At 71.3% G+C, this 24,698-nt stretch carries 18 protein-coding genes; 12 read left to right on the top strand and 6 right to left on the bottom strand.

Features of this window, described 5'->3' with window-relative positions:
- Positions 1–11: 11 nt before the first annotated feature.
- The 3 genes from VAB18032_RS17430 to VAB18032_RS17420 are packed head-to-tail and all read right to left on the bottom strand — an operon-like array spanning position 12 to position 4,499.
- Entirely contained in the window at positions 12–2,519 is a 2,508-nt protein-coding gene (locus VAB18032_RS17430; RefSeq protein ID WP_013734195.1) for a non-ribosomal peptide synthetase, read from the bottom strand.
- The gene (locus tag VAB18032_RS17425) at positions 2,512–3,738 is read right to left on the bottom strand and encodes a cytochrome P450 (protein ID WP_013734194.1); all 1,227 of its coding nucleotides are present in this window, start codon (positions 3,736–3,738) and stop codon (positions 2,512–2,514) included. The genes VAB18032_RS17430 and VAB18032_RS17425 overlap by 8 nt, the downstream gene beginning before the upstream one ends.
- The gene (locus VAB18032_RS17420; protein ID WP_043724737.1) at positions 3,735–4,499 is read right to left on the bottom strand and encodes an FkbM family methyltransferase; all 765 of its coding nucleotides are present in this window, start codon (positions 4,497–4,499) and stop codon (positions 3,735–3,737) included. The genes VAB18032_RS17425 and VAB18032_RS17420 overlap by 4 nt, the downstream gene beginning before the upstream one ends.
- A 238-nt stretch (positions 4,500–4,737) precedes the next feature.
- On the opposite strand from VAB18032_RS17420, the gene VAB18032_RS17415 reads away from it, so the two are divergent.
- The 12 genes from VAB18032_RS17415 to VAB18032_RS17360 all read left to right on the top strand — a co-directional run bounded on the left by VAB18032_RS17415 (position 4,738) and on the right by VAB18032_RS17360 (position 22,792).
- Positions 4,738–7,566, top strand: a complete 2,829-nt coding sequence (locus VAB18032_RS17415) for an amino acid adenylation domain-containing protein (RefSeq protein WP_050814625.1) — start codon at positions 4,738–4,740, stop codon at positions 7,564–7,566.
- Positions 7,563–9,098, top strand: coding sequence for an argininosuccinate lyase (locus VAB18032_RS17410; protein WP_013734191.1), 1,536 nt, complete (start codon positions 7,563–7,565; stop codon positions 9,096–9,098). Before VAB18032_RS17415 ends, VAB18032_RS17410 begins: the two co-directional genes overlap by 4 nt.
- Positions 9,095–9,991: a GHMP family kinase ATP-binding protein gene (locus VAB18032_RS17405; protein WP_013734190.1), complete on the top strand. Its 897-nt coding sequence runs from the start codon at positions 9,095–9,097 to the stop codon at positions 9,989–9,991. The genes VAB18032_RS17410 and VAB18032_RS17405 overlap by 4 nt, the downstream gene beginning before the upstream one ends.
- Before the next feature lie 8 nt (positions 9,992–9,999).
- Positions 10,000–12,270: a pyridoxal-phosphate dependent enzyme gene (locus tag VAB18032_RS17400; protein WP_013734189.1), complete on the top strand. Its 2,271-nt coding sequence runs from the start codon at positions 10,000–10,002 to the stop codon at positions 12,268–12,270.
- Positions 12,267–13,298, top strand: a complete 1,032-nt coding sequence (locus VAB18032_RS17395) for a GntG family PLP-dependent aldolase (RefSeq protein ID WP_013734188.1) — start codon at positions 12,267–12,269, stop codon at positions 13,296–13,298. The genes VAB18032_RS17400 and VAB18032_RS17395 overlap by 4 nt, the downstream gene beginning before the upstream one ends.
- Positions 13,295–14,242 (top strand): TauD/TfdA family dioxygenase, encoded by a 948-nt coding sequence (locus tag VAB18032_RS17390; protein ID WP_013734187.1) that lies wholly within the window; start codon positions 13,295–13,297, stop codon positions 14,240–14,242. The genes VAB18032_RS17395 and VAB18032_RS17390 overlap by 4 nt, the downstream gene beginning before the upstream one ends.
- Before the next feature lie 74 nt (positions 14,243–14,316).
- Positions 14,317–15,057 (top strand): thioesterase II family protein, encoded by a 741-nt coding sequence (locus tag VAB18032_RS17385; protein WP_013734186.1) that lies wholly within the window; start codon positions 14,317–14,319, stop codon positions 15,055–15,057.
- A gap of 5 nt (positions 15,058–15,062) precedes the next feature.
- Positions 15,063–16,319 carry a DegT/DnrJ/EryC1/StrS family aminotransferase gene (locus VAB18032_RS30170; RefSeq protein ID WP_050814623.1) on the top strand — a complete coding sequence of 419 codons (1,257 nt, stop codon included), beginning with the start codon at positions 15,063–15,065 and terminating at the stop codon, positions 16,317–16,319.
- Entirely contained in the window at positions 16,316–17,374 is a 1,059-nt protein-coding gene (locus VAB18032_RS17375; RefSeq protein WP_013734184.1) for an ATP-binding protein, read from the top strand. The genes VAB18032_RS30170 and VAB18032_RS17375 overlap by 4 nt, the downstream gene beginning before the upstream one ends.
- Positions 17,371–18,681: an MFS transporter gene (locus VAB18032_RS17370; RefSeq protein WP_013734183.1), complete on the top strand. Its 1,311-nt coding sequence runs from the start codon at positions 17,371–17,373 to the stop codon at positions 18,679–18,681. The genes VAB18032_RS17375 and VAB18032_RS17370 overlap by 4 nt, the downstream gene beginning before the upstream one ends.
- Positions 18,678–19,316 (top strand): class I SAM-dependent methyltransferase, encoded by a 639-nt coding sequence (locus tag VAB18032_RS17365; RefSeq protein WP_013734182.1) that lies wholly within the window; start codon positions 18,678–18,680, stop codon positions 19,314–19,316. Before VAB18032_RS17370 ends, VAB18032_RS17365 begins: the two co-directional genes overlap by 4 nt.
- Positions 19,313–22,792 carry a condensation domain-containing protein gene (locus VAB18032_RS17360; protein WP_013734181.1) on the top strand — a complete coding sequence of 1,160 codons (3,480 nt, stop codon included), beginning with the start codon at positions 19,313–19,315 and terminating at the stop codon, positions 22,790–22,792. The genes VAB18032_RS17365 and VAB18032_RS17360 overlap by 4 nt, the downstream gene beginning before the upstream one ends.
- Positions 22,793–22,850: 58 nt before the next feature.
- Here VAB18032_RS17360 and pyrF read toward each other — a convergent pair whose 3' ends face one another.
- Genes pyrF through VAB18032_RS17345 form a run of 3 tightly spaced genes read right to left on the bottom strand, consistent with a single transcriptional unit; the run spans position 22,851 to position 24,639 of the window.
- On the bottom strand, positions 22,851–23,708 hold the full coding sequence (pyrF, locus tag VAB18032_RS17355; protein WP_013734180.1) for an orotidine-5'-phosphate decarboxylase: 858 nt from the start codon (positions 23,706–23,708) through the stop codon (positions 22,851–22,853).
- Positions 23,708–24,427, bottom strand: a complete 720-nt coding sequence (locus VAB18032_RS17350) for an HAD family hydrolase (protein WP_013734179.1) — start codon at positions 24,425–24,427, stop codon at positions 23,708–23,710. The genes pyrF and VAB18032_RS17350 overlap by 1 nt, the downstream gene beginning before the upstream one ends.
- Positions 24,424–24,639: an MbtH family protein gene (locus VAB18032_RS17345; protein WP_013734178.1), complete on the bottom strand. Its 216-nt coding sequence runs from the start codon at positions 24,637–24,639 to the stop codon at positions 24,424–24,426. The genes VAB18032_RS17350 and VAB18032_RS17345 overlap by 4 nt, the downstream gene beginning before the upstream one ends.
- Between the last annotated feature and the right edge of the window lie 59 nt (positions 24,640–24,698).

Here is a 24,698-nt window from a genome sequence, read left to right as displayed (position 1 = left end):
CGCACCGGGTACTACAGCCGGGCGACCGCTGCGGCGAAGTCGGCAAGCACCGGCTTCTCGAACAGCAGTCGCATCGGCAACCGGTTGAGCTGGTACGCCTGCCGCACCGAGCCGATCATCTGGGCCGCCACCAGCGAGTGTCCACCCAGCTCGAAGAAGCTGTCGGTACGCCGTACCTGGGCGACTCCCAGCGCGTCCCGCCACAGGCCGGCGATGCGCTGCTCGTCCGGGGTCTGCCACTGCTCGACCGGCCCGGCGGGCGCCTCGCCCGACGACTCCGGCAGGGCGGCACGGTCGATCTTGCCGCTGCTGTTCAGCGGCATCGCGTCCAGCACCACGTAGGCGGCCGGGAGCATGTACTCGGGCAGCGCCCGGCTCAACGCCGCGCGCAGCGCTCCGCGTAGCGCCACCGGGTCGGTGCGCGCCTCGTCGACGGTCAGGTACGCGACCAGCCGGTCGTGATCACCGTCGCGGCGCATCACCACCGCCGCGTCGCGCACCATGGGCTGAGCCATCAGATGATGCTCGATCTCGCCCAGTTCGACCCGGAAACCGCGCAGCTTCACCTGATGATCCACCCGCCCGAGGTGGTACAGCCGGCCGTCGTTGCCGAATCGGCCGAGGTCACCGGTGCGGTACATGCGCGAGCCGGCCGGGCCGTGCGGGTCGGGCAGGAAGGCTGCCGCGGTCAGCGCGGGCTGGCGGCGGTATCCGCGGGCCAGGCCCACTCCGGCCACGAAGATCTCGCCGGGCGCGCCGACCGGTACCGGCCGCAACCGATGATCGAGCAGGTGGACCGCGAGGTTCGGCAGGGCGGTGCCGATCGCAGGCGCGTCGGTGACCGGGGCGGCGACGTCGGTGAACGTGGCACAGACCGTCGTCTCCGTCGGGCCGTACGCGTTGACGAACCGGCGGCCCGGCGCCCAGGCGGCGGCGAGGTCGGTGTCGCACTGTTCCCCGGCGGAGACGACCAGGCGCGGGTCGCCGAGGTCGTCCGGGGTGAGCGCCCGGAGCAGGGTCGGGGGGTACGTGCCGACCGTCAGACCCAGCTCCCGGATCTCGGCCGCGATCTCGGCCGGGGCCGCCTCGGCGGTGGTGAGGACGCCGAGGGTCGCCCCACCGGCGAAGGCCATCGTCATCTCCCAGACGGAGGCGTCGAAGGCCGCCGAGGAGAACAACGACACCCGGTCCTGCGGACCGACCGCGAACTCCTCCCGCAGGGTCACCGCCAGGTTGGCCAGCCCGGCCTGGGTGACCTCGACACCCTTGGGTCGCCCGGTCGACCCGGAGGTGTAGATGAGGTAGGCCAGTTCCGCCGGATCCGGCAGGTCGGTGACCGGGGTGTCGGGCTGGGCGGCGATCGCGGCCTCGTCCCGGTCGAGCAGCAGCAGCGGGCCGGTGTGCGCCGCGACCGCGACGGCCTCGCTCGCGGTGCTGACGACGAGTGTCGCGTCGGCGGCGTCGAGGATGTCCCGGAGCCGTTCGGCCGGGTGGCGGGGATCGAGCGGCAGGTACACCGCCCCGCTCTTGAGCACGGCGAGGAAGCTCAGTGGCAGGTCGATGCCGCGTCCGACGCAGACGCCGACCACGCTGCCCGGCCCCGCGCCCGCCTGCCGCAGGTGATGTGCCAGCTTCGTGGCCCGGACGTCGAGGTCCCGGTAGCTGATCGAGGTGTTCCGGGTCCGGACCGCGGTGGCGTCCGGGTGGGTCGCGGCGACCTCGGCGAACAGCTGCGCCGGTACGGCCGTGACCGGCGTCGCGCCCGGTCGGGGCAGACGGTCCAGCAGCTCCTGGTCGGCCGGGCTGAGCATCGGCAGGTCGGACAGGCGCGTGCTGTCCTGCGCCGCGGCGCCCGCCAGCAGCAGGGTGAGCTGGTGCAGCAGCCGCTGCGCGGTGGTGGCGGTGAACCAGGGCGACCGGTAGTGCAGCGCGGCACGGCTGCCGTCGTCGGCCCACCACAGCTGCAACTGTGCGCCGTCGACCATCGCGGGCGGCGTGTCGGAGACCGAGACCACCAGCTGGGGCGGCCCGGCGATCGCCGACAGCGTCGACGCGTCGAGGTTGCGGTGGGCCAGCGCGTCGAGCAGTACCTCCCGGGTACGGCGCAGCACGTCGGTGAACGTGGGCTCGCCGGAGCAGTCGAGACGTACCGTCACGGGCAGGACGTGCTCCGGGTGCCGGGCCCTCGCCAGGGGCGTGGTGACCAGGATGTCGTCCTGCCCGGTCAGCCGCGACGCCCAGGCGGCCATGGCGGCGGTCACCACCATCAGAGTGCTCGCCCGCTCGCGTCGGGCCAGCACGGCGACCGCCCGGCCGACGGTCGGTGGCAGGGTCAGCTCGCAGGAGGCGGGGGAGGCGGGCGGTGCGGACACCGGCGGGCGGTCGTACGGCAGGCCGAGCCGGGGCGGCGCGCCCCGCAGGTGCCGCCGCCAGTACTCGACGTGTCGCGGGTCGTCGCTCAGCTCGGCCGGCGTGCCGGGCCTGCTCGTCGGTCCTGCGGAGGTCAGCGCCTCAGTCACGATCGTCCTCCAGGTGAATGCGTACGGGAAGCTGGTCCAGACCCCACATCAGGTTCGACCTGAGCCGGCGGACCGGTCCGGTCAGCTCGAAACGCGCCACCTGACTGGCCAGCGCGTCGAGGGCGACGCGCAGTTCGAGCCGGGCCAGGGCGGCGCCGATGCAGAAGTGCTGCCCCATGCCGAAGGTGACGTGCCGGTTGGGCCACCGGGTGATGTCGAAGCGGGACGCGTGGGGGAACGCCGCCTCGTCGCGGTTGACCGCCGGGTTCCAGATGGTCACCTGTTCACCGGCCTCGACGAGTTGCGGGCCGACCACCACGTCGGTGAGTGCGGTACGCATGACGTGCAGGCTCGGCGCGGTCCAGCGCAGGATCTCCTCGACGGCGGTCGCCATGACCGCTTCCGTGTCGTGTCGCATCCGCTGCCACTGCGTGGGGTTGTCGATGAACGCCAGTACCCCGCCGGCCGTGGCGTGCCGGGTGGTCTCGTTACCGCCGGTCAGGATCCCGTTGATGTTGACCTGGATGTCCTCGTCGGACATCCGGTAGCCGGCCGACTGTCCGGTCACCATGGCGCTGACCAGATCATCGCCGGGTCGACGTCGGCGTTCGGCGATCAGGTCCGAGGAGTACAGGAAGATGTCGGCGTGCGCCTGCTCCTGGAGCTCCGCGCTGATCGGGTCGCCGCCGTCCTCGGTGACCGAGCCGAACGCGGTACGGGTCAGCTCGATCATCAGGTCCCAGTCGTTGCGGGGTACGCCCAGCAGTTGACAGGTGACGTAGAGCGGCAGCCGTCCGGCGATGCGGTCGACGAAGTCGAACGAGTCGAGATCGCGTACCTCGTGGAGGAGCTGCCGGACGATGGCCCGCATGCTCTCCTCGAGCCGTCGTACGGATCGTGGGGTGAAGGCCGGGTTGAGCACGTCCCGCATCCGTCGGTGCCGGGTGCCGTCGGTGACGATGAGCATCTTGCCGGCGGAGGCCCGTCCGGCGGCGCCTTCCCCTCCGATGCGCATGCCGCGCTCGGAGGTGAAGGACTGCCGGTCCTCGTAGACGGCGGTGGCGAGCCGATGGGTGGTGATCGCCCAGAACTCGGAGCCGTCCGGTCGCCGGTTGCGGTACATCGGGGCGTGCTCGCGCAGGTGGTCCCAGACCTGGTACGGGTTGCCGCTGACGTACAGCTCGGGGTCGCCGAGGTCCACGTCGGTCAGTTGGTTCACCGCGCACCTCCGGTGGGGCGTACCGCGAACAGTTCGAAGATGTCGGTGCCGGTCAGCAGCGGATCCTGGGCCACACCCACCCGGTATCCGCGTTCGGTGAGTTCCTGCCGCAGCTCGTGCAGCCGTCCGCCGATGTCGTGCAGCTGCACGACGACCTGCCGGATCGTGGGCCAGTGCCGCTCGGCGATCCCGCGCAGCACCTCGACCTCCGCCTTCTCCACGTTGATCTTCAGCAGGTCGATCGGCTCGCCGTCCAACTCGTCGGCGACCTCGGAGAAGGTGCGCAGCTCGCAGGTGAGCGTCTCGCTGTCGTGCCGGTCGGCCACCATCTCCTCGATGTCGTCGGTGTCGAACCCGCTGTTGGCCAGGAAGGCCCGGGTGAGCTGTTCGTCGTACCCGCGATCGGCGTGGAAGCTGGTCATCGCGGTGATCTGCGGATAGTTGGTCAGCACCGCCCTGCCGGGCCGGTCGGACAACGCGAACGGGTAGGCGGCGCCCCGGATGCGATGTTCGGCGAAGTTGGCGGCGAGTGCCTGGTAGCACCGGGGTGCGGGTTCGAAGGCGAAGACGCGGCTTGCGGCCTCCCAGTGGAAGAAGAGTGAGGCCACACCGACGTTCGCCCCCACGTCGAAGACGGTCCCACCTGGCGTCAGGGTGACGCCGTGTTGCAGGTAGGCGCGTCCGGTCACGATGTTGCGGTACATCAGGCTCGTCTCGCCAGCATTGAGTTGCATGACGTCGTAGCCGTTGGGCAGGCGCATCCGTTCCACGCGCCGTACCTCCGTTTCGGTCGACCCTTCGTAGCCAGCCATTTCAGTCACTTAATATTGACTGTAGTTGTGCAGAGATTACAGTAGTTGTCGGACGCTGACTACGGATCGGTGCTGGGGGAGGGGCGAGTACGTGACAGAGTCACTACCGGAATTGGTCGACCACCATCGATGGGAGCTGTCCGAGGCCGCGGCTACGGCCGTGACGAGGGCGGCCCGCAGCGCGCAGGTGCCAACCCGACAGGTGGTCGCGGCGGCCTGGGCCAAGGTCAGGTCGGTCCTGACCGGTGACCCCGAGCTGCCGCCCGGACCCTGGCGCGGCCTGCTCGGCACCGACACCGGCGAGGCCACGCCCACCGGCGAACCGCCCACCGCCGTCTGCCTGGAACACCCCGCCGACCTGCTGCGCGGCGTCGACGCGTCGCGAACCGGCGAGTACCTGGACGGGGTGCTGCGGGCCATCGCCGCGGACCTGGACGCGCCGCACGAGAAGCACTCGTTGCTCACCGGCAAGGACGTCTGGCGGCAACTGCACGTGTTCCACGGCGAGCTGCGCGAGCTGCCCGACCGCCGGGCCCACGAGCTGATCGGCGAGCAGGCCCGGCGTACCCCCCATGCGGTCGCCGCCGTCCGCGGCGAACTGCGCTGGACGTACGCCGAACTGGACCAGCGCGCCAACGCGGTGGCGAACCGGCTCCTTGCGGCCGGCGCCCGCCCCGGCGACGTGGTCGCCGTGCTCAGCGACCGGACCCTGCCCTGGGTGGCCGCGATCCTCGGCATCCTCAAGGCCGGCCTGGTCTACCTCCCGGTCGACCCGGCCTACCCGCACTCCCGGATCGCCGGCATCCTGCGGCGCAGCGGCACGAAGCTGCTGCTGGCCGAGGTGCCGACCGAACCGATCGCCGACGTGCCGGTGCTGCCGCTGGAGGCCGCCGGACCGACAATCGACCCACAGGTGTCCGTACCGGCCGACGCCCCCGCGTACATCTACTTCACCTCCGGCTCCACCGGTGAGCCCAAGGGCGCGGTCTGCGCCCACGCCGGCATGCTCAACCACCTGAGCGCCAAGATCGACGACCTTGGCCTCACCGAGCAGGACGCCGTCTGCCAGAACGCACCGCAGTGCTTCGACATCTCCCTGTGGCAGGTGCTGGCGCCACTGCTCGTCGGTGGGCGGACCGTGCTCGTGCCGCCGCAGGTGATCCTCGACGTCGAGGCGTTCGTGTCCACTCTCGACCGGGAGCGGATCACCGTCCTTCAGGTCGTCCCCTCGTACCTCGAAGTCCTGCTCGGTCACCTCGACCTGAGTCCGCATCAGCGTCCGACGCCACGGATCGTCTGCGTCACCGGCGAGGCGATCTCCCGCAGTCTCGTCGCCCGCTGGTTCGGGTGCTTCCCCGACGTTCCGCTCGTCAACGCCTACGGTGCGACAGAGGTCTCGGACGACACCACCCACGAGATCATGCGTGCGCTGCCCGCCACCGAACTGGTGCCGGTCGGCCGCCCCGTGCAGAACGTCTCGGTGTACATCCTGGACAGTCAACTCGCCCTGGTGCCGTTCGGCGCACCCGGACAGATCGCCTTCGCGGGCATCTGCGTCGGCCCCGGCTACATCAACGACCCGGACAAAACCGCGGCAGCCTTCGTGCCCGACCCGTTCCGACCCGACCAGCGGATGTACCTCACCGGCGACTACGGTCGATGGCTGCCCAACGGGCATCTGGAGTTCCTCGGCCGGCGCGACGAACAAGTCAAGATCAGCGGGATGCGGGTCGAGGTCGGCGAGGTCGAGAACACCCTGCTGCGGGTGCCCGGGGTGCGCTCGGCCTGCCTGGTGGTGGTGCCGATCGGGACGAGCAAACGGCTGGCCGCCTTCTTCACCGCCGACGAACCGGTGCCGGACCTCAAACGGCGGTTGGCGGACCTGCTGCCGGCCCACATGGTCCCCTCCACGGTGCACCAGCTCGACGCGTTGCCGCTGACCGAGAACGGCAAGGTCGACAAGGCCGCACTCGTCGCCGCGGCGCTGCGGGCCGGCGCTCAGGCAACCGTGTCCCAGGAGCGTGAACAGGCGACCAACCCGCTGGAGCGCCGGCTCGCGGCCGCCTGGGCCGAGGTTCTCAACCGTCCGCTCGATGACATCTACCGCACCGACAACTTCTTCGCCCTCGGCGGTGACTCGCTCTCGGCGGTCCGGCTGGTCGTGAAGCTCAAGCACCTCATCACCCTCACCACCCTGACCAGCAACCCGGTGCTGGCCGACCTGGCCGAGGCCGCGAGTCGTACCGGTCAGGCACAGCTGCTCCAGGCCCTGGCCACGCCGCAGGAACCGGTGGCGACTGTGGTGACCGTGCCCGACGCGGCCGGCACCGCCCTCAACTTCCAACCGCTCGCCGCCGGCCTCGCGGCGACGAACTGCGCTCTGCTCGCCACCGAACTGCCCGGGCACGACCTCGCCCGCCCCGAGGAGCCACTCGCGGACGTGGCACAGGTCGCCACCCGGCTGGCGGACGAGATCGCCGCGCGGGTCGACACCCCACTGATCCTCTGGGGCCAGGGCAGCGGCGCGGCCGTCGCGGTGCAATGCGCCCGCCTGCTGCACGACCGGGGTCGACCCGCAGCCCAACTGGTCCTCGCCGCGGCCACCGCCGACCCGCATCAGCTCGCCGCGGATCTCGCCGAGGTGCAGGCGATGGGGGAGGGGGAGATCCGCCGTCACATGGCCGCCCAGGCGACCTACACCGAACTCGACGAACTCAAGAGCGAGCGGGAGGCGCTCATCGAGCGGGCGTACCGCCACGACACCCTCGGCGCCGCGCGTTTCCTCCAGCACGCGCGCGACGGGTGGCCGGCACTCACGGTGCCGACCTGGGTCGTCGTCGGCGACGACGACATGCGACTGGCCACCGAACCCCGTCCCGAGCTGGCCTGGCGGCACTTCGCCCCGACCGCCGAGCAGGTCGTCCTGCCCGGTGCGGGACGGCACTTCCTGCGCACCCACGCCGACGAGGTGGTCACCCTCCTCCGGTCGATCGTGACCACCCGGACCGGCGCGTGAACGGGCAGCCCGTCGTGGAGCCGACCGCGATGCCGCTCACCGGGCGGCTCGGCCGTGCCCCGTCCGCCGTCCTGCACGAGCACGTCCTGGCACCTCAGTTCCAGTTCGAGGCCGACCACCTGCTCGGGTGGTACCGGGTCGTCGAGCGGGTGCTGCTGGCCGAGTACGCCCGGATGGGGCTGGTCACCGAGCCCGAGGCGGCCGCCATCGCCGCACTTCTCGACACGGCCACCGCCGACCGGATCACCGCCGACCCGGCCGCCAACCTCTCCGACATCTGTCTGGCGCTGGAGCGGCACGTGCTGGCCGGGTTGGCGACGGTGCCGTCGGCCTGGCACGTGGACCGCAGCCGCAACGACATCCAGGCCACCGCCCAACTCCTGTACGCCCGCAGCGAGCTGCTCGACATCGCCGAGGCGCTGGTGGAGGTCACCCGGGTCGCCCGGCGCCGGGCCGCTGCCGTGACGCACCTGCCGATGCCCGGGTACACCCACCTGCAGGCCGCCCAGGTCAGCACGCCGGGCTTCTTCCTCAGCGCCCTCGTCGAGCATTGTCTGCGGACGCTACGGCGACTCCTGGCCACCTACGACGAGATCAACCTGAGCCCGCTCGGCGCGGGTGCGCTCACCGGTCAGGAACTGCCCTGGGACCGGGACCGGATGGCCCTGCTGCTCGGCTGCGCCGGTCCGTATCCGCACGCACTGACCGCCGTCGCGTCCCGGGCCTGGGCGTTGGAGATCGCCGGCGAGCTGTCCCATTTCGGGGTGGGGACGAGCCGGTTCGTCACGGACCTGATGGCCTGGGCGAGCAGCGCGTACGGCTTCGTCGAGCTGCCCGACGAACTCGCCGGCATCTCCGCGGCCATGCCGCAGAAGAAGAACTATCCGGTGCTGGAACGGATCCGGGGTCGTACCGCCCACCTGACCTCCCTCGCCCTCGACCTGGCCACCGCGCAACGGGCCACCCCGTACAGCAACATGGTCGAGGTCTCCAAGGAGGGCGGGGCGCACCTGCACGACCTGTTCCGATCGGCGCGCGGGGTGCTCGCCCTGCTGCGGACGGTGCTGGAGAACCTGGACTGGCGTCCCGAGGCGATGCGGGCCGCCTGTGACCGGGAGTTCCTCGGCGGCTTCACCCTCGCCAACCGGCTCACCCTCGACGAGAAGGTCCCGTGGCGGACCGCGCAGGTGATCGTCGGGCGGTACGTCCGCGCCAAGCTGGCCGCCGGTGACCCCCTGGACCGACCGGACGCGTCGTTGCTGGCGGGTCTGGCCGAAGCGGCGGGGTACCGGTTGACCGACCCGGCGGCGCGGCTGCGTGGGCTCGACAGCGGGGGTCAGTTGGCCGTCAAGTGCTCGGCGGGGTCCGCCCGTCCCGACCACGTCCGTGACCTGCTGGACCGCCAGGGTGTCGCGCTCGACGCGCTGGCCGGGCAGTTGGGGCGTCGTCGGGCCACCGTCGAGGCCGCGCTCCGGGAGGTCCACGGCCTCTTCGCGGTCGGCTCGCCCACCGGGGCACGAGGACCGGCGTGAGCACCGGACAGGCGCACCGGTCCCGGACCGCCACCGGTGTCAGCTCCGCCTTCGGCACCTTCGGCGAGCTGCTCCAAGGGGTGCTGCCGGATCAGGTCGACTTCCTGGTCACCATGCCGATCGCCCGATGGGCCACCGCGACCTTCGAGCTGGCCGCCTCGGGCGGGGTCAGCGTCACCCCCGCCCACAAGACCAAGGCCCGACGACTCGCCGAGTCGATCCTCGCCGTCCATGCGCCCGGCGCCGGGGGACGACTGACGCTCGACGGCACCATCCCCGAAGGCAAGGGCCTGGCCAGTTCCTCCGCCGACCTGGTGGCGACCGCCCGCGCGGTCGCCAACGCCCTCGGGGTCCACCTGCCGGACACCGACATCGAGGACTTCCTGCGGGAGATCGAACCCACCGACGGCGTCATGTACCCGGAGGTGGTGGCCTTCGACCACCGGGCGGTACGGCTGCGCGCCCGGCTCGGCGTACTGCCGCCGCTGACCGTGGTCGGCATCGACGAGGGCGGCACGGTGGACACCGTCGCCTTCAACCGCATCCCGAAGCCGTTCCCCGCCGCCACCCGCGCCGAGTACGCCCGTCTGCTGGACACCATCACCACCGCCATCGCCGTGGGTGACCTGGCGACCGTCGGGCGGGTGGCCACCCGCAGCGCGGAACTCAACCAGCAGCTGCGGCCCAAGCGGTCCCTGACCGCGATGCTCGCGATCTGTGCCGAGGCGGGCGGGGTCGGTGTCGTGGTGGCACACAGCGGTACGGCCATCGGCGTACTCCTGCCCCACCAGGCGCTCGGGTACGAGCGCCGCCTCGATCTGACCCTGCGCCGCTGTGCCGAACTCAGCGACCAGGTCCTGCTCTACCACGCCCTGTGCGTGGACTACCGATAGGAGCTGCGGTGCGTTTCGACTCCATGGTGGACGCCATCGGGCACACACCCCTGGTCCGGCTGCGGACCTCCGGGGACGTGCAGCTGTTCGCCAAGCTCGAACTACAGAACCCGTACGGGATGAAGGACCGGGTCGCCCGTGAGGTGGTGCTCGCGGCGCGGGAGTCCGGCGAGCTGGCCCCGGGGGCGCCGATCGTGGAGAGTTCCTCCGGGACGTTGGCGCTCGGGCTGGCGCTGGTCGGAACCGTGCTGGGTCACCCGGTGCACATCGTCACCGACCCCCGCATCGACCCGATCACCCTGGCCAAGCTCCGCTCGCTCGGCTGTGTCGTGCACGTGGTGCCCGCGATGGCGCGCCACGGCTGGCAGAGCGCCCGCCTGGAGCGCCTCGCCGACCTGCGCCGGGAACTGCCCGGCGCGTACTGGCCGCAGCAGTACGGCAATCCGCTGAACCCGCGTGCGTACCAGGCGCTGGCCCGGGAGATCGTCGCCGACCTGGGACCGGTCGACGTGCTCGTCGGCTCGGTGGGCAGCGGTGGATCGCTGTGTGGTGCCGCCCGCGCGTTGCGCGCGTACCGGCCGCAGTTGCGGGTCGTCGCGGTCGACTGCGTCGGCAGCGTCCTGTTCGGTCAGCCCGATCTGCCCCGCCGTCGGCAGAGCGGGCTGGGCAACAGCCTGCATCCGGAGAACCTCGACCACACGGTCATCGACGAGGTGCACTGGCTCAACGACCGGGAGGCCTTCGCCGCCACCCGCGACCTCGCCCGGGAACAGGGCATCTTCGCCGGCAACTCGGCCGGATCGGTGTACCAGGTGATGAAGGGGCTGACCGGGCTGCTCGCCCCGGGCACCCGGGTGGTCGGCATCCTGCCCGACCGGGGCGACCGCTACGCCGAGAACCTCTACGACGACGGGTACTGGGTCGAGCAGAAGCTCGACGACCTTCCGCTGGCCCGCGAGCCGGTGCAGGTGCCGTACGGCAGCCGCGTCACCTCGTGGTCGTACGCGCCGGTGCCGCCCCGGGAGTTGGTCTTCGTCGAGTCCAACACCACCGGCACCGGCATGCTCGCCCTGCACCAGGCGGTACGACTGGGGCTGCGCCCGGTCCTGCTGACCCATCGTCCGGGACGGTATCGCGGGCTGCCCGAGACCCCGGCGGAGGTCGTCGAGTGCGACACCAACGATGTCGACGCCCTGCGCGCGCTGCTGTCCCGGCGGCGATCCCTGGCCGGGGTCACCACCACGAGCGAGTTCTACCTGGAGACCGCGGCCACCCTGGCGGGCGGCCTCGGCCTGCCCGGTAGCAGCGCGGACGCGGTGGCGGTGTGTCGGGACAAGGCCCGTACCCGGGACCTGTTGAGCCGGGCGGGGTTGCCGCAGCCGCGGTACTCGGTGGTCCGTGCGCCGCACGAGGTCGCGGCTGCGGTGGCGCGGGCCGGGCTGCCCTGCGTGGTCAAGCCGACGAGCGACTCCGCCTCGACCGGGGTGCGGCTGTGTCGCACCGAGGCGGAGGCGCAGGCCCAGGTGGCGACGCTGCTCGCGGTCACCGTGAACGTCCGTGGCCAGGCCACTTATGCGGCAGTGCTGGTCGAGCAGTACCTCGCCGGTGCGGAGGTGAGTGTGGAGACCTTCGCCGCCGACGGGCGCGTGGAGATCGTCGGCATCACCGACAAGACGATCGGTCCCGAGCCGTACTTCGTGGAGACCGGCCACATCTTCCCGGCGCCGCACCGACCGGAGAGCGAGGCGATCCGACAGACCGCCCGCTCGGCGCTCGCCGCGGTCGGGCTCGCGCACGGCGCGGCGCACGTCGAGATGCGGCTGACCGAGGCCGGACCGGTCGTCGTCGAGATCAACGCTCGGCTGGCCGGCGGCATGATCCCCGAACTGATCCGCCTCGCCACCGGGCTGAACCTGGTGGAGCGGCAGCTGAGGGCGGCGAGCGGACTGCCGCTGGAGCCGCTGGCACCGGCGACCCGGTACGCCGGGATCCGCTTCCTGACCACCGCGACCACCGGGGTGTTGCATGCCGTCGACGGCGCCGAGGAGGCCGCCGCGCTGCCGGGCGTGCACGACGTGACGGTCACCGCACGTGTCGGTGCCGCCGTCGGCCCGGCCACCGACGCCTACGGGCGACTCGGCTGGGTGATCGCCGACGGCGACAGCCCTGAGCAGGTACGGGCCCGCCTCGACCAGGCCCTGGGCCGGATGGCACTGGACGTGACTCCCGCGTCGGACGGTACCGCCGCGGCTGACGAGAAAGTGACGGTACCCGCATGATCGAGATGCGCAGTGACACCTTCACCCTGCCGACGGAGCAGATGCTCGCCGCGATGACGAGCGCCCCGCTCGGTGACGACGTCTACGGCGAGGACCCGACCGTCCGTGCGCTGGAGGAGACGAGCGCGCAGCTGACCGGTAAGGAGGCGGCCTGCTTCCTGCCGAGCGGCACGATGGCCAACCTGTGCGCGATCATGGCCCAGGTGCCACGCGGCGCGAAGGTCATCGTCGGCGACGAGTCCGACATCTACCTGTACGAGGCCGCCGGGGCGAGCGTCTGTGCCGGGGCGGCCTACGAGCCGGTCCGCACCGACGAGGAGGGGCGTCTTCCGCTCGACGGGCTTGCCGCGGCCTTTCCCGCCGACCCGGACGACCCGCAGTTCGCGCTGCCCGCGTTGATCTGCCTGGAGAACACCCACAACAGGGCCGGCGGCGTCGTGCTCGACGAGGCGTACCTGCGCGCGGTGCGGGACTTCGCCGACGAGCGGGGAGTTCCCGTCCACCTCGACGGGGCGCGCCTGTTCAACGCCGCACTGGCGGCCGGCACCACCGTCGAGGCCGTCGCGCGGCACGCCGACACCGTGCAGTTCTGTCTGTCGAAGGGGCTCAGCGCTCCGGTCGGTTCGATGCTCACCGGCCCCGCCGAGGTCATCGGCCGGGCCCGCCGGGTGCGCAAGTTGCTGGGCGGTGGGATGCGGCAGGCGGGTGTGCTGGCGGCGGCGGGGTTGATCGCCGTGACCCGGATGCCGCAGCGACTCGCCGAGGACCACGCGAACGCGCTGCGCTTTGCCGAAGGGCTGGCGCAGGTGCCCGGGGTGACGGTCGATCCGAAACGGGTGCAGACCAACATCGTCCTGTTCCGGCTCGCCGACATGCCGTGGGAGCGGTTCGTCGCCGAGACGGCCGACCTCGGACTGCGGGTGGCGGAGTTCGGGCACGGTCGGATCCGTGCCGTGACCCATCGTGGTGTCAGCCGTGCCGACGTCGACCGGGCCGTGGAGATCGTCGGGCGGGTGGTGGCGCGGTGACCGCGGTCGCGAGCGGCGGTCGGGTCGTCGAGCCGTGGCCGGTCCGCGCCGACGCCGACGACTGGCTGTACGACAACCGCGTCGAGCTTCGTCAGCGGCTCACCGAGACCGGTGTGGTGCACCTGCGTGGGCTCGGGCTGGATGCCCCCGAGCGGTTCGCGTCGGCCGTCGAGGCACTGGTGCGGCCCTGCCCGCGCCGGGAACCGTTCGCACCACGGCCGCACCTGGGCGGGCCGGTGTACGGGCCGCCTGCCTGGCCGTCGTACCGGGACATGTGCCCGCACAACGAGCAGAGCCACGCGCTGGTGTTTCCCGGCACGCTGCTGCTGGCACACCCGCCGGGGGCGGCGACGAGCGGGCGGACCCTGCTCGCCGACGGGGTCGAAGCGCTGTCCCGGCTGCCGTCGAGAGTGCGGGACGCGTTCGTCACGCGGGGGTGGATGCTGGTCCGCAACTTCCGGCCGTACGTGGGCATGGGTTGGCGACAGGCGTTCGGGGTGGAGACCGTCGCCGAGGTCGAGGCGTACTGCGCCGGACAGTCGATCGGGTACGAGTGGCTGCCCGACGGCACGCTGCGTACCCGGCAGGCTCGGGCGTCGACGTTCGTGCATCCCGTGACGGGTGCGACGGCGTGGTTCAACCAGATCGCCTTCCTCAGCGAATGGAGTCTCCAGCCCGAGGAACGCGAGGTGCTGGTGGGGGCGTACGGCCGTACGGGGCTGCCGTTCAACACCTTCTTCGGTGACGGGGAACCGGTGCCGGCCGAGGACCTGGCGGCGGTGCAGGAGGCGATCGACGCCTCGACGTTCGACCTGTCGTGGACCCCGGGGGACCTGGTGCTCGTCGACAACGTGCGGATGGGGCACGGGCGTAGCGCCCACGACGGTACGTGGCCGCTGTGGGAGGCGCAGGGCGACCCGATTCCGGCTGTTGACTTTGCATGACTCCTGTCATGACTTGAGACGTTAACTCTGGTAAGTTTCGTTGTCATCGGCAGTCAAGACGAGTTGAGGTGCTGATGGACAAGTGGGTGAGCATCGCCACGCCGAACCCAGCCGCTCCCACGCGGTTGTTCTGCTTCCCGTACGCCGGCGGCGGTGCCTCGGCGTACCGGGAGTGGCATCGCTGGCTGCCGCAGGTCGAGGTGGCCGCCGTGCAGTTGCCCGGACGGGAGAACCGGCTCGGGGAACGACCCGTCGCCGCCATGGACCGCCTGCTCGATCTGCTGGTCGAGGCCCTCGACCCGCTGCTGCGGCAACGCCCCTTCGCCTTCTTCGGCCACAGCATGGGAGCCCGGATCGCGTACGCGCTGACCCGCCGTCTCGAACAGGACGGCGCGCCCCTGCCCAGCTGGCTGTTCGCCTCCGGCAGCCCCGCACCGTGGCTGCGGATCCCCGAAGCGGCCTGGGCCGAACCCGACGACCGGCTGCTGGCCTGGCTGGCCGACCTCGGCGGTACGCCCCCGGAGGTGCTCGACAGCCCGGACCTGATGCAGCTGGCGCTGCCCGTCATCCGCGCCGACCTGACCCTCGGCGCCACCTGGCAGTACCCGTACACCACCCCGTCGTCGGTGCCGGTACACGCCTTCGCCGCCACCGACGACGACTACGCCACCCCGGAGCGGGCTCGGGCCTGGGAGCGCGAGACCACCGGCCCGTGCCGGGTGAGCGTCTTCCCGGGCGGGCACTTCTTCCTGCACGAACACACCGCACAGATACTCCGGTTGATCGACGAAGACCTGCTCAGCGTGGCGCGGTGACGGCCATGACCTCCACCGGACTCGCCGCCACCGCGCCCGCCACCGACCACCCGCAGCAGTGGCCGGTCTACGACGGCCAGGCCGTCGCACGAGCCACCGACCTGATCCGCGCCGGCCGCACCTTCGACTACCGGCACGGTCCCGAGATCGCCGAGATCGAGCAGTTGTTCTCCGACCACCTGGACGGTCGACACGTCCTCGCGGTCAACTCCGGCACCAGCGCGCTGCTCGCCGCGTACTACGTCCTCGGGCTCGGCCCCGGTGACGAGGTGCTGGTGCCGTCCCTGACCTTCCTCGCCACCGCCTCGCCGCTGTTCGTGCTCGGCGCCACCCCGGTGCTCTGCGACAGCGGATCGGCCAACGGCAACGTCACCGTCGCCAGCCTGGCCGAGCGGATCACCAGTCGGACCCGGGCCATCGCGGTCACCCATCTGTTCGGCCATCCCTGCCCGATGGCGGAGATCGCACAACTCGCCCGCGAACGGTCACTGGCACTGATCGAGGACTGCTCGCACGCCCACGGATCGACCATCGACGGCGTCCCGGTGGGCACCTTCGGCGACCTCGCCGTCTTCAGCATCGGCGGACTCAAACTCGTCAGCGGTGGGATGGGCGGCGTCCTCGCCTGCCGTGACACCCGCCACTACGACCTGGCCTGCCTGCTGAGCAGCTTCCGGCAACGCAGCAACCTCACCGTCCACGATCCGGCGCTGCGTCGCCTCGCCGACGTCGGCTTGGGCGGCAACCTGCGGATCAGCCCCGTCGCGGCCGTCCTGGCCAGCAGCCACATGCGACGGCTCGACGCGCTGGTACGCGCCAAACACCACAACGCCACCGCACTCGTCACCGCACTCAGCACCCACCCGGGCATCGAAGGACTGGGCGTCGCGGCCGGACACACCATGGGCGGCTGGTACGACATCGTGCTGCGCGTCGACCCGCTGCGCGCCGGCTTCGACCGCGACGACCTGGTCGCCGCGCTGAAGCGGCACGGCGTACGGGCCGGTGTGCCGCAGACCGCCCCGCTGCACCGTACGTCGGTCTTCACCGGCGCCCGGCCACCGACCTGGCACGCGTACTCACCGGCCACGCTGCGTCGATGCTTCACGTACGCCCCGGAGGACCTTCCGGTGAGCGCTCGTCTGCACGACGAGTGGATCAGCCTGCCGGCGACCTACTTCAACGAGCCGCAGGAGGACCTGCTCGGCGCATACCGGCGAGCTGCCGAGCGGGCGCTGTCCGACCTGGCGGCGACCCGATGAGCCAGGTCTCGGTCTACCTCGTCGGCGTGCAGAGCCTCGCCAGCTGGTTCACCCACTTCGTCCAGTGGCGACCGGGCGATCGGCACCTGCATCTGGGCGAGGGGCCGGTCGACACCGAGGCGCTCCAGCGCAGCTTCCAGGGCCTCGACGTCGCGACCGCCGTCTTCCTCACCAGCCACGACACGCTGCTGCGGGACCGGGAACTCGCCGCCGGGCTGCGCCTCGCCGGCCACCGGGTCATCGTCCAGTCCGCGAACGCGGCGAGCCTCGGCCTCGACAAGGTGGCGATGAAGCGCTTCTTCGACCGGCACGGCATCCCCACCGCGCCGTGGCGGTACCAGGACGAGGGCACCCTCGACGGCGCCGGCGACGACCTGCTGGTGGTGAAGGGCCGCAACAGCACCCAGAGCATCGGGATCCGGATGGCCACCGAGGTGACGTCGTCCCCGCAGTACTTCACCGAGCGGTACGCCGACGGGGTGGAGTACTCGGTCGTGGCGCACCGTACCGCCGGGCGCACCATCACCCTCCCGCCGGTGTGGAAGGGACCCACCTCGCCGATGCTGGTCCCACCGTGGCGCCGGCTGCGGCTGTGCCCCGCCCCCGGCCTGACCCCGGCGCTCGACACCTGGCTGCGCGACACCACCGAAACCATCGCCCGGGCCGCCGACATCGACGGCTACCTGGAGGTGGAGTTCCTGGTCCGGGCCGACGGCACCGGACTGGTCCTGGAGATCAACCCGCGGATCTGCGGCACACTGCGCATCGCCGCGCTGGCCGCCGAGGTTCCCGTCTTCTCACTGCACCACCTGACGTCGTCGGCGGCGCTGCCGGCCCTCCGGTACGCCGCCGAGGTCCCGTACACCGGGGCGTCGTTCAACGATCCGGCACAGCAGGTGTACGCCACCTCGCGGCTCACCGTCGCCGCGCCGGACCCGACGACCGTCATCACCGCGCTTCGCCGGCACGCCGGTGACCGCGCACTGCTCTACGACCCCTGGACCACCGGCAACGCGCCGACCCTGCTCGGAGCCCGAGAGGAAACCCCGTTATGAGCACCGAAACCGTCCGCGATGGAGCACCGTCGGATGACGGAGCTCCACCACCCTCGCTGAACCGGCACCGCGACTTCAACAAGCTCTGGCTCGGGCAGGGGATCTCCGCCTTCGGCACCGAGATCACCACCCTGGCGTTGCCGCTCACCGCGATCCTCATCCTGGATGCGAGCGCCACCCAGATCGGCGTCATGTCGGCGTTGCGGGAGCTGGCCTTCCTGGGCCCTCTGCTGTTCTTCGGCGTGCTCGTCGACCGGATGCGCCGACGTCCGTTGATGATCGGTACCGACCTGGCCCGTGCCTTCGTGATCGGTCTCGTGCCGGTGCTGGCCTTCCTCGACTCGCTGACCATGATGGTGATGTACCTCGTCGCCTTCACGGTCGGTTGTCTCTCGGTCATCTTCGACCTGGCCTACCGCTCCTACCTGCCCAGCATCGTCTCCCGCGAGCAGTTGATGGCCGGCAACAGTCGGCTGCAGGCCACCGACTCGCTGTCCCAGATCGCCGGTCCCGGCCTGGCCGGTCTGCTCGTGCAGGCATTGCGAGCACCGTTCGCGCTGGTCATCGACGCGATCTCGTTCGTCGCCTCGGCGATCGCCATCGCGATGGTGAAGACCCCGGAGCCCCCGGTCGAGCGGTCCGCCGAGGACATCGGTCGCGGCTGGCGGGGAGTCTTCAGCGACATCGGCAACGGCATGCGGATCACCGTCCGGCACCCGGTGGTCCGGGCGCTGGCCGGCAACAGCGCCACCTTCAACTTCTTCTCGATGCTGATGCTCACCCTCTTCGTGCTGTACGCGACCCGCGAGTTCGGCATCACCCCGGCCGCGCTCGGCTTCATCTTCGCCGCCTTCGGCGTCGGCGGTCTGATCGGCGCGGTGACCATGGGACGGCTGCTGAAGGTGTTGGGCTACGGACGGCTGCTGATCGTCGCCTACCTGCTGGCGGTCGTGCCGATCGTGGCCATACCGTTCGTCGACGGTTCGCCGACCACTGCCGCGATCCTCTTCGGCGTCATCCATTTCGTGGTCGGCTACGGCATCGTCTCGTCGAACATCGCCGAGATGACCATGCGTCAGATGGTGATTCCGCAGCACATCCTGGGTCGCGTCAACGCCAGCTTCCGGTTCCTCATCGGTGGCCTGGTGCCGATCTCCGCTTTGGTGGCGGGCCTGCTCGGGGACTCCATCGGGTTGCGGGCGACGCTGTTCATCACCGCCGTGGGCATCCCGCTGTCGCTGCTGTGGCTGATCTTCTCGCCGATTCCGAAGTTGCGCACCGTGCAGGACGTGGAGGCGACGGCATGAGTGGTCCGACGTTGGACGGTGGCTGCGACCGCGGGTACGCGATGAGCCCCTGCCTGTGGGGACGTGAGCCGGAACCGGTCGTCGAGAGCCTGGCCCGGCGCACCTCGCTGGAGGGCCTCCGGGTGCTGGACGCGGGCTGCGGCGAGGGGCGCAACGCCGCGTTCCTGGCCCGACAGGGTGCGCTCGTCGACGCGACCGACGTGTCCGAGCTGGCGTTGCGCAACGCTCGGGGGGCCTGGCCAAACGAACCGGGGATCACCTGGTCGGTGCGGGACGTGCTCACCCAACCGTTGCCGCCCGCCGGCTACGACGTGGTGGTCTTCGACAGTGTGGCGCACTGGCTCGCCGACGAGGCGTCCGTCGCCGCCGCGGTCACCGCCCTGCAACAGGCCACCCGGGTCGGCGGCTGGCACGTCCTGTGCGCCTTCAACGACCGCGCCCAGGAACTGGACAACCACGTCAACCCGCCCCGCTGCATCCTGCCGCACGGCACTCTCGTCGGCTACTACCTCAAGCCGGACTGGGAACTTGTCGAGGTACACGACGACGACGTCATCTCCTCCCACGCCGACCAGCCCATCCCGCACCGGCACTCGGCCACCCGGCTCCTGGCGCGGCGGTGGGGGACAGGGTGACCGGCATCGAGATCCCGCGTGGCCGACTGGCGCCGTTGTCGTTCCCGCAGGAGCAACTGTGGCTCATGGAGAGCCTCGCTCCGGGCACCTACAACGAGGTCTGGGTGCTGCGGATCGAGGGCGACCTGCGGGTGCCGCTGCTGCAACGAAGCCTCGACCTGATCCTGAGCCGGCACGAGGTGCTGCGCTCCACCTTCGACGCCGTCGACGGTACGCCGGTCTGCCGCATCCGGCCCGAACTCACCATCGACCTGGGGCAGCCGACGGATCTGGCGTACGTACCGGTGGCGCTGCGCGATCAGATGGTCGCCGATCTCGCCGCGCTGGTCGCGGACCCTCCGTACGACCTGCGTAACGGTCCGCTGGTCCGCGCCGCGCTGCTGCGGCTCGACGACGCCGAGCACATCCTCGTCCTCGCCACCCACCACATCGTGGCCGACGGCTGGTCGCTGCGCGTGGTGCTGCACGAGCTGCTCGCCGCCTACGAGGCGTTCGCTGCCGGGCGGGCACCTGAGCTGCCACCGCTGCCGTGCCAGTACCGGCACTTCGCCGAGGAACAGCGTCGGCTGCTCGACGGTCGGGAACTCGCCGAGGAACAGCGGTACTGGCGTACGCAACTCGACGGCGCCGTTCCCGTGCTCCCACTGCGTACCGGCGGTCTGCGTCCACCGGTCAAGTCCCCGCACGGGCGACGCATCCAGGTGACCTTCCCGGCGAGCCTGGCCCGGTCGCTCCACCGGCACGCCACCGGCTGCCGCAGCACCCCCGCCGCCGTACTGCTCGCCGCCTTCACCGCGGTCGTGCACCGTTACACCGGTCGGCGGGACCTGCTCATCGGCACTGCCAGTGCGGCCCGTCCGGACGAGCAGTGGGAGCCACTCGTGGGCTTCTTCGCCACGACGGTGCCGCTGCGTCTGCGACCCCGCCCCGACCAGTCGTTCCATGAGCTCGTACGGCATGTGATGGAGGTCAGCCTCGACGCGCTCGACCACGACCGGCTGCCCTTCTCCCACCTTGTCGACCTGGTCCGACCCGACCGGGACCCGAGCTACCATCCGCTGATCCAGGTGGTCTTCTCGCATGCCGACGTCCGCGACGCGGAGCTGACCGGCGAGACCCTGCGCCTGCGGTACGAGCACGTTCCCCGTTCCCGGTCCCGCTTCGATCTGATCGTGGAGGCCCAGACCAGCCCGACCAGCATCGGTTTCTGGCTGGAGTTCGACGAGCAACTGCTTCCCGAGCCGTTCGTGCGGGCTCTCTTCGACCACCTGCGGACCCTGCTGGCCGCGGCGATCGAGGCGCCCGGGATGGCGCTGACCGATCTGCCGATGCTCTCCGCCGCGGAGCGGGCCGTGGCCATCGCCGAGGTCCCACCGGTGGGTGTCCCGGTCCCCGCGGCGGAGCAGGTGGTGCAGGGCCTGGACACGCTCGCACCGCAGGGCGTGGTCGGCCGGATCGTCGCGGTCGACCCGCAGCACGTCCGACTGGTCGGCGACCGTCTCCTACCGGTGCACGGGCAGACCCTCACCGACACCGGCGACCTCGGATACGTCGACAGGCGGGGTGAGATCGTGCGCCTCGGCCCCCGGGACCAGCATCCGGTGATCAACGGGTTGACCGTGCCGTTGGACGAGGTGGCCGCCACGCTCTCGGTGCATCCCGGCGTCCGTGCCGCCGAGGTCGGCTACGACGGCACTCCGCCGGTGCTGCGTGCCCGGGTGACGTGCGCCGGCGACCCGGTCCCGACCGCTCGGCAGCTGGCCGAGTTCCTCGCCACCCGGCTGCCCCGGTACGCGATTCCCGACGTGATCGACGTGGACCGCCCGGCGGCCGAGAGCACCGGCGACAGCGCGATCCTCGACCCGGTACGCCAGAGCTGGCGGCAGGTGATGGGCCGCGACGACCTCGACGACGACGATGACTTCTTCGCCCTCGGCGGGCACTCCATCCTGGCGGCGGAACTGGCGTCGCGGCTGCGTACCGAGCTCGGCCGACAGGTGCCGATCCGGTGGATCTTCGAGGCCCCGACGGTGCGCTCCCTGGCCCGCCGGATCGAACGGGAGGACACCGCCGGCCCTGCGCGGGCGCACGTCGCCGCCCCGACCGGCACCCCGACCCTCGGATCGGGCAGCCGGGCAGCGCCCGGGCCGGGGGCCGAGCCGGCCGGTGCCGCGCCGCTGACGGCGGCGCAGACCCAGATCTGGGTGCTGGACCGACTCGCTCCCGGTCGGGCCACCTATCACAGCCCGCTGCGGGTCGACATCGACGGCACACTCGACGTGGCCGCGCTACGGCAGGCGTTCGCGCAGGTGGTCGAGCGGCACGAGATGCTGCGCAGCGTGATCCGGTTCGTCGTCGACCGGCCGGTGCAGGTGCCGCAGCCGCAGGGTCCGCAGCTGTCGGTCACCGACCTGAGCGCGCTGCCACCGCAGGCGCAGGCGGCCGAGATCGACCGGCTCGCGCAGGCGCAGGCGCTGCGACCGTTCGACCTCGCCCGGGAGCCGGGCATCCGGGCAACCCTGGTCGTGGGTGCCGACGCACGGCACGTGCTGCTGCTCACCGTGCATCACATCGCCATGGACGGGGTGGGCTTCCAGGTGTTCTGTCGGGACCTGAGCGCCTGCTACAACGCCCTCGTCGGCGGAGAGAACCCGCCGGCGACGGCAGGCGGGCTGACCTGGCAGCAGTACGCCTGCTGGGAGGACGAGTGGCTGGGCGGCCCCGAGCCGGCCAGGCTGTGGGCGTACTGGGAGCAGGCCCTGGCGGGGTTGCCCGTGCTGGCGGTGCCGACGCCGCTGCCCCGGCCGCCCCTGCCCACCTTCGACGGTGACCAGCTCACGATCCTGCTCGACCAGGAGCAGACCGCAGAGGTGCTGCGGTTGGCCACCACCCGGCGGGTCAGCCCGTTCATCCTGGTCACCGCCGCGCAGGCGGCCTTGCTGCACCACCTTTCCGGCAGCGACGACGTGCCGATCGGCACGGTGGGGGAGAACCGCCGCCTGCCGGGCGCCCAGGAACTGCTCGGCTGCACCATCGCGACGCTGGTGCTGCGGGTGGACTGCGCCGGTGATCCGTCCTTCGCGCAGCTGCTGACCCGGGTACGGGACACGGTGCTGGGCGCGTACGACCATCAGGGCCTGCCGTTTCCTCAGCTGGTGCGGGCCGCCGCGATGCCGCGGCACCTGGACCGGCTGCCCCTGTTCCAGGTGGCGGTGGAGTGGCAGGAGCCCGACCGTAGTGGGTGGAACCTGGCGGGCTGCACGGTCGACTGGCACTTCACCCGGCTCGACACGGCCCGCAACGACCTGTACTTCACCGCCGCCCTCCGGGCCGACCGGTTGGAACTCAGTGTCGAGTTCAACACCAACCTGTGGGACGCGCCGACCGCGCGCGGACTGCTGACCCGCTGGCGCGACCTCCTGGTGGCGGCGACGCGTCGACCCGACCAGCGGTTGTCCGAGCTGGCCGGGTCGTGAGCAGGCAGCCGGGATGTCGGTGCCCTCGATACGGCGGGGCATCGACATCCCGACCTGTCTAGCGGTGTCGCGCGATCTCCTCGTGCCACCACCGGATCCCGGCGCGCAGCGCCGTCGGCGCGGGACCGTGCCGCAGCACCCCGGTCGTCACCGTGAGCATCGCCCGGTCGGTCGCGTCCCGGACCGGGGCGAGGACCTCCTCGGTACGGCGGTCGGCCCGACCCAGCCCGGGGATCTCCAGGACACTGTGCGGCAGGCGGTCGACCAGCTGCGCCGACTCGGGTGGCCGGGCACCCACCACCGCCGCCGCTGGTCCGGGCTGGTCGGTGCCGCAATGCTCGGTGTGCCATCCGGTGAGCGCGTCCGCGATCGCCTCGGCCGTGCTGGTGCCGCCGGCGGTACGGCTGCCCTGGACCTCTCCGGCGCCGTGGTTCGACGTACGGACCAACGTGAAGACCGCGGTGCCGCTGTCCTGCGCGATCCGCAACAAGGGGTGCAGTGTCGCCGTACCCATGAATGCGCAGGTGGTGACCGCGTCCCCGCCGAGTTGGCTGTCCGGCCCGAGGTAGAGATCCGCGTAGGCGGCCATCGTGTCGTCGGCGTCGCCGACCTTGGCGTCGAGGAGCACCAGCGCGTCCCGCTCGTGCGCGCCGTCGACGAAACGGCGCAACGCCGCCAGCCCGGCGGTGCCGTGACGCAGATAGAACGGAACCTGGACCTTGTAGCCGGCCACCCCGTCGCCGGCCGCCTCCAGGATGATGTCGCCGTAGCGGTCCAGCGACTCGCTGGTGTCGTCCAACTCCCACCGACGCAGCCAGGACGCCGACGGGGCGACCCCGAGGCAGAGGCTGCCCCGTTGGGCGCTCAGCCTCGACCATGTCCCGGCAAAGCTGGTCCCTTCTCGGGTCAGCGGCATCAGGATCCCTTCCGCACCGTCCGGGCAGGCAGCAGCCGGACGAGCTGATCGAGTGTGGTGATGGTGGGTACGTCGGCCTGCCCGTCACCGGTACGGTCCAGCCATACCCCGGTCAGCCCGGCCGCGATGGCGGCGCGGGCGTCGGAGTCGAGTCGGTCTCCCACGTAGACCGTCTCGGCGGGTGCGAGTCCGAGCCGGTCGCAGACGGCGTGGAAGATCCGCGGGTCCGGTTTGGCCACCCCGTCGACGTCGTCACAGCAGACCAGCGCCTCCAGCCGGTCCCGGATGCCCAGTGCGGTCAGCTTGCGGTGCTGGTACGCCCGGTCGCTGTTGCTCATCGCGGCGAGGCGTACCTGCGCGTGCCGCAGGGTGTCGAGCGCGGGCAGCACGTCGGGGAAGAGCGTGAACGCCTCGTCGCAGTGTTCCAGGTACCGGGCCACCCAGGCGTCGGTCTCGCTCTCCTCGGGGCCCAGCGGGAACCCGGCCGTCGCACAGAACTCCCGTGCCCGGCGTCGACGTTGTTCGGTGAAGGTGCACTCACCGCGCAGATACGCGGTGAAGTGGATCTGCTCCAGGTGCCGCCAGAGGGCGAGGTACTGCTCGGCATCGGTGGGTCTCACCGCCCTCGTCGTGGCCAGGTGGGCCAGCAGACCGCGGCCGGTCGCCCCGGAGAAGTCGACAAGGGTGTCGTCGATGTCGAAGACGACGGCGCGGATCACCGCGTCGACGACCGGGCCGCGAACTCGCGCAGGCTGCGCGGTCGCATGTCGGTCCAGACCTGTTCGATGTAGGCGAGGCACTCCTCGCGGCTGCCCCGCTTGCCGGCCTCGCGCCAGCCGTTGGGCAGGTTACGTCCGGTCAACCAGAGAGAGAACTGCTCCTCGTCGTTGGAGACCACCACGTATTCGGCGTCGTCGTCCGCCACGCTCATAAGTCCTCCTCGGTCGTGCGCTTCCGGAAGCATAACTGGAGACAACTACAGTCTCAAAT

Source organism: Micromonospora maris AB-18-032, from assembly GCF_000204155.1.
Classification (GTDB): Bacteria; Actinomycetota; Actinomycetes; order Mycobacteriales; family Micromonosporaceae; genus Micromonospora; species Micromonospora gifhornensis.
Note: the sequence above shows the minus strand (reverse complement) of the source record. Positions and strands in the feature narration are given on the sequence as shown.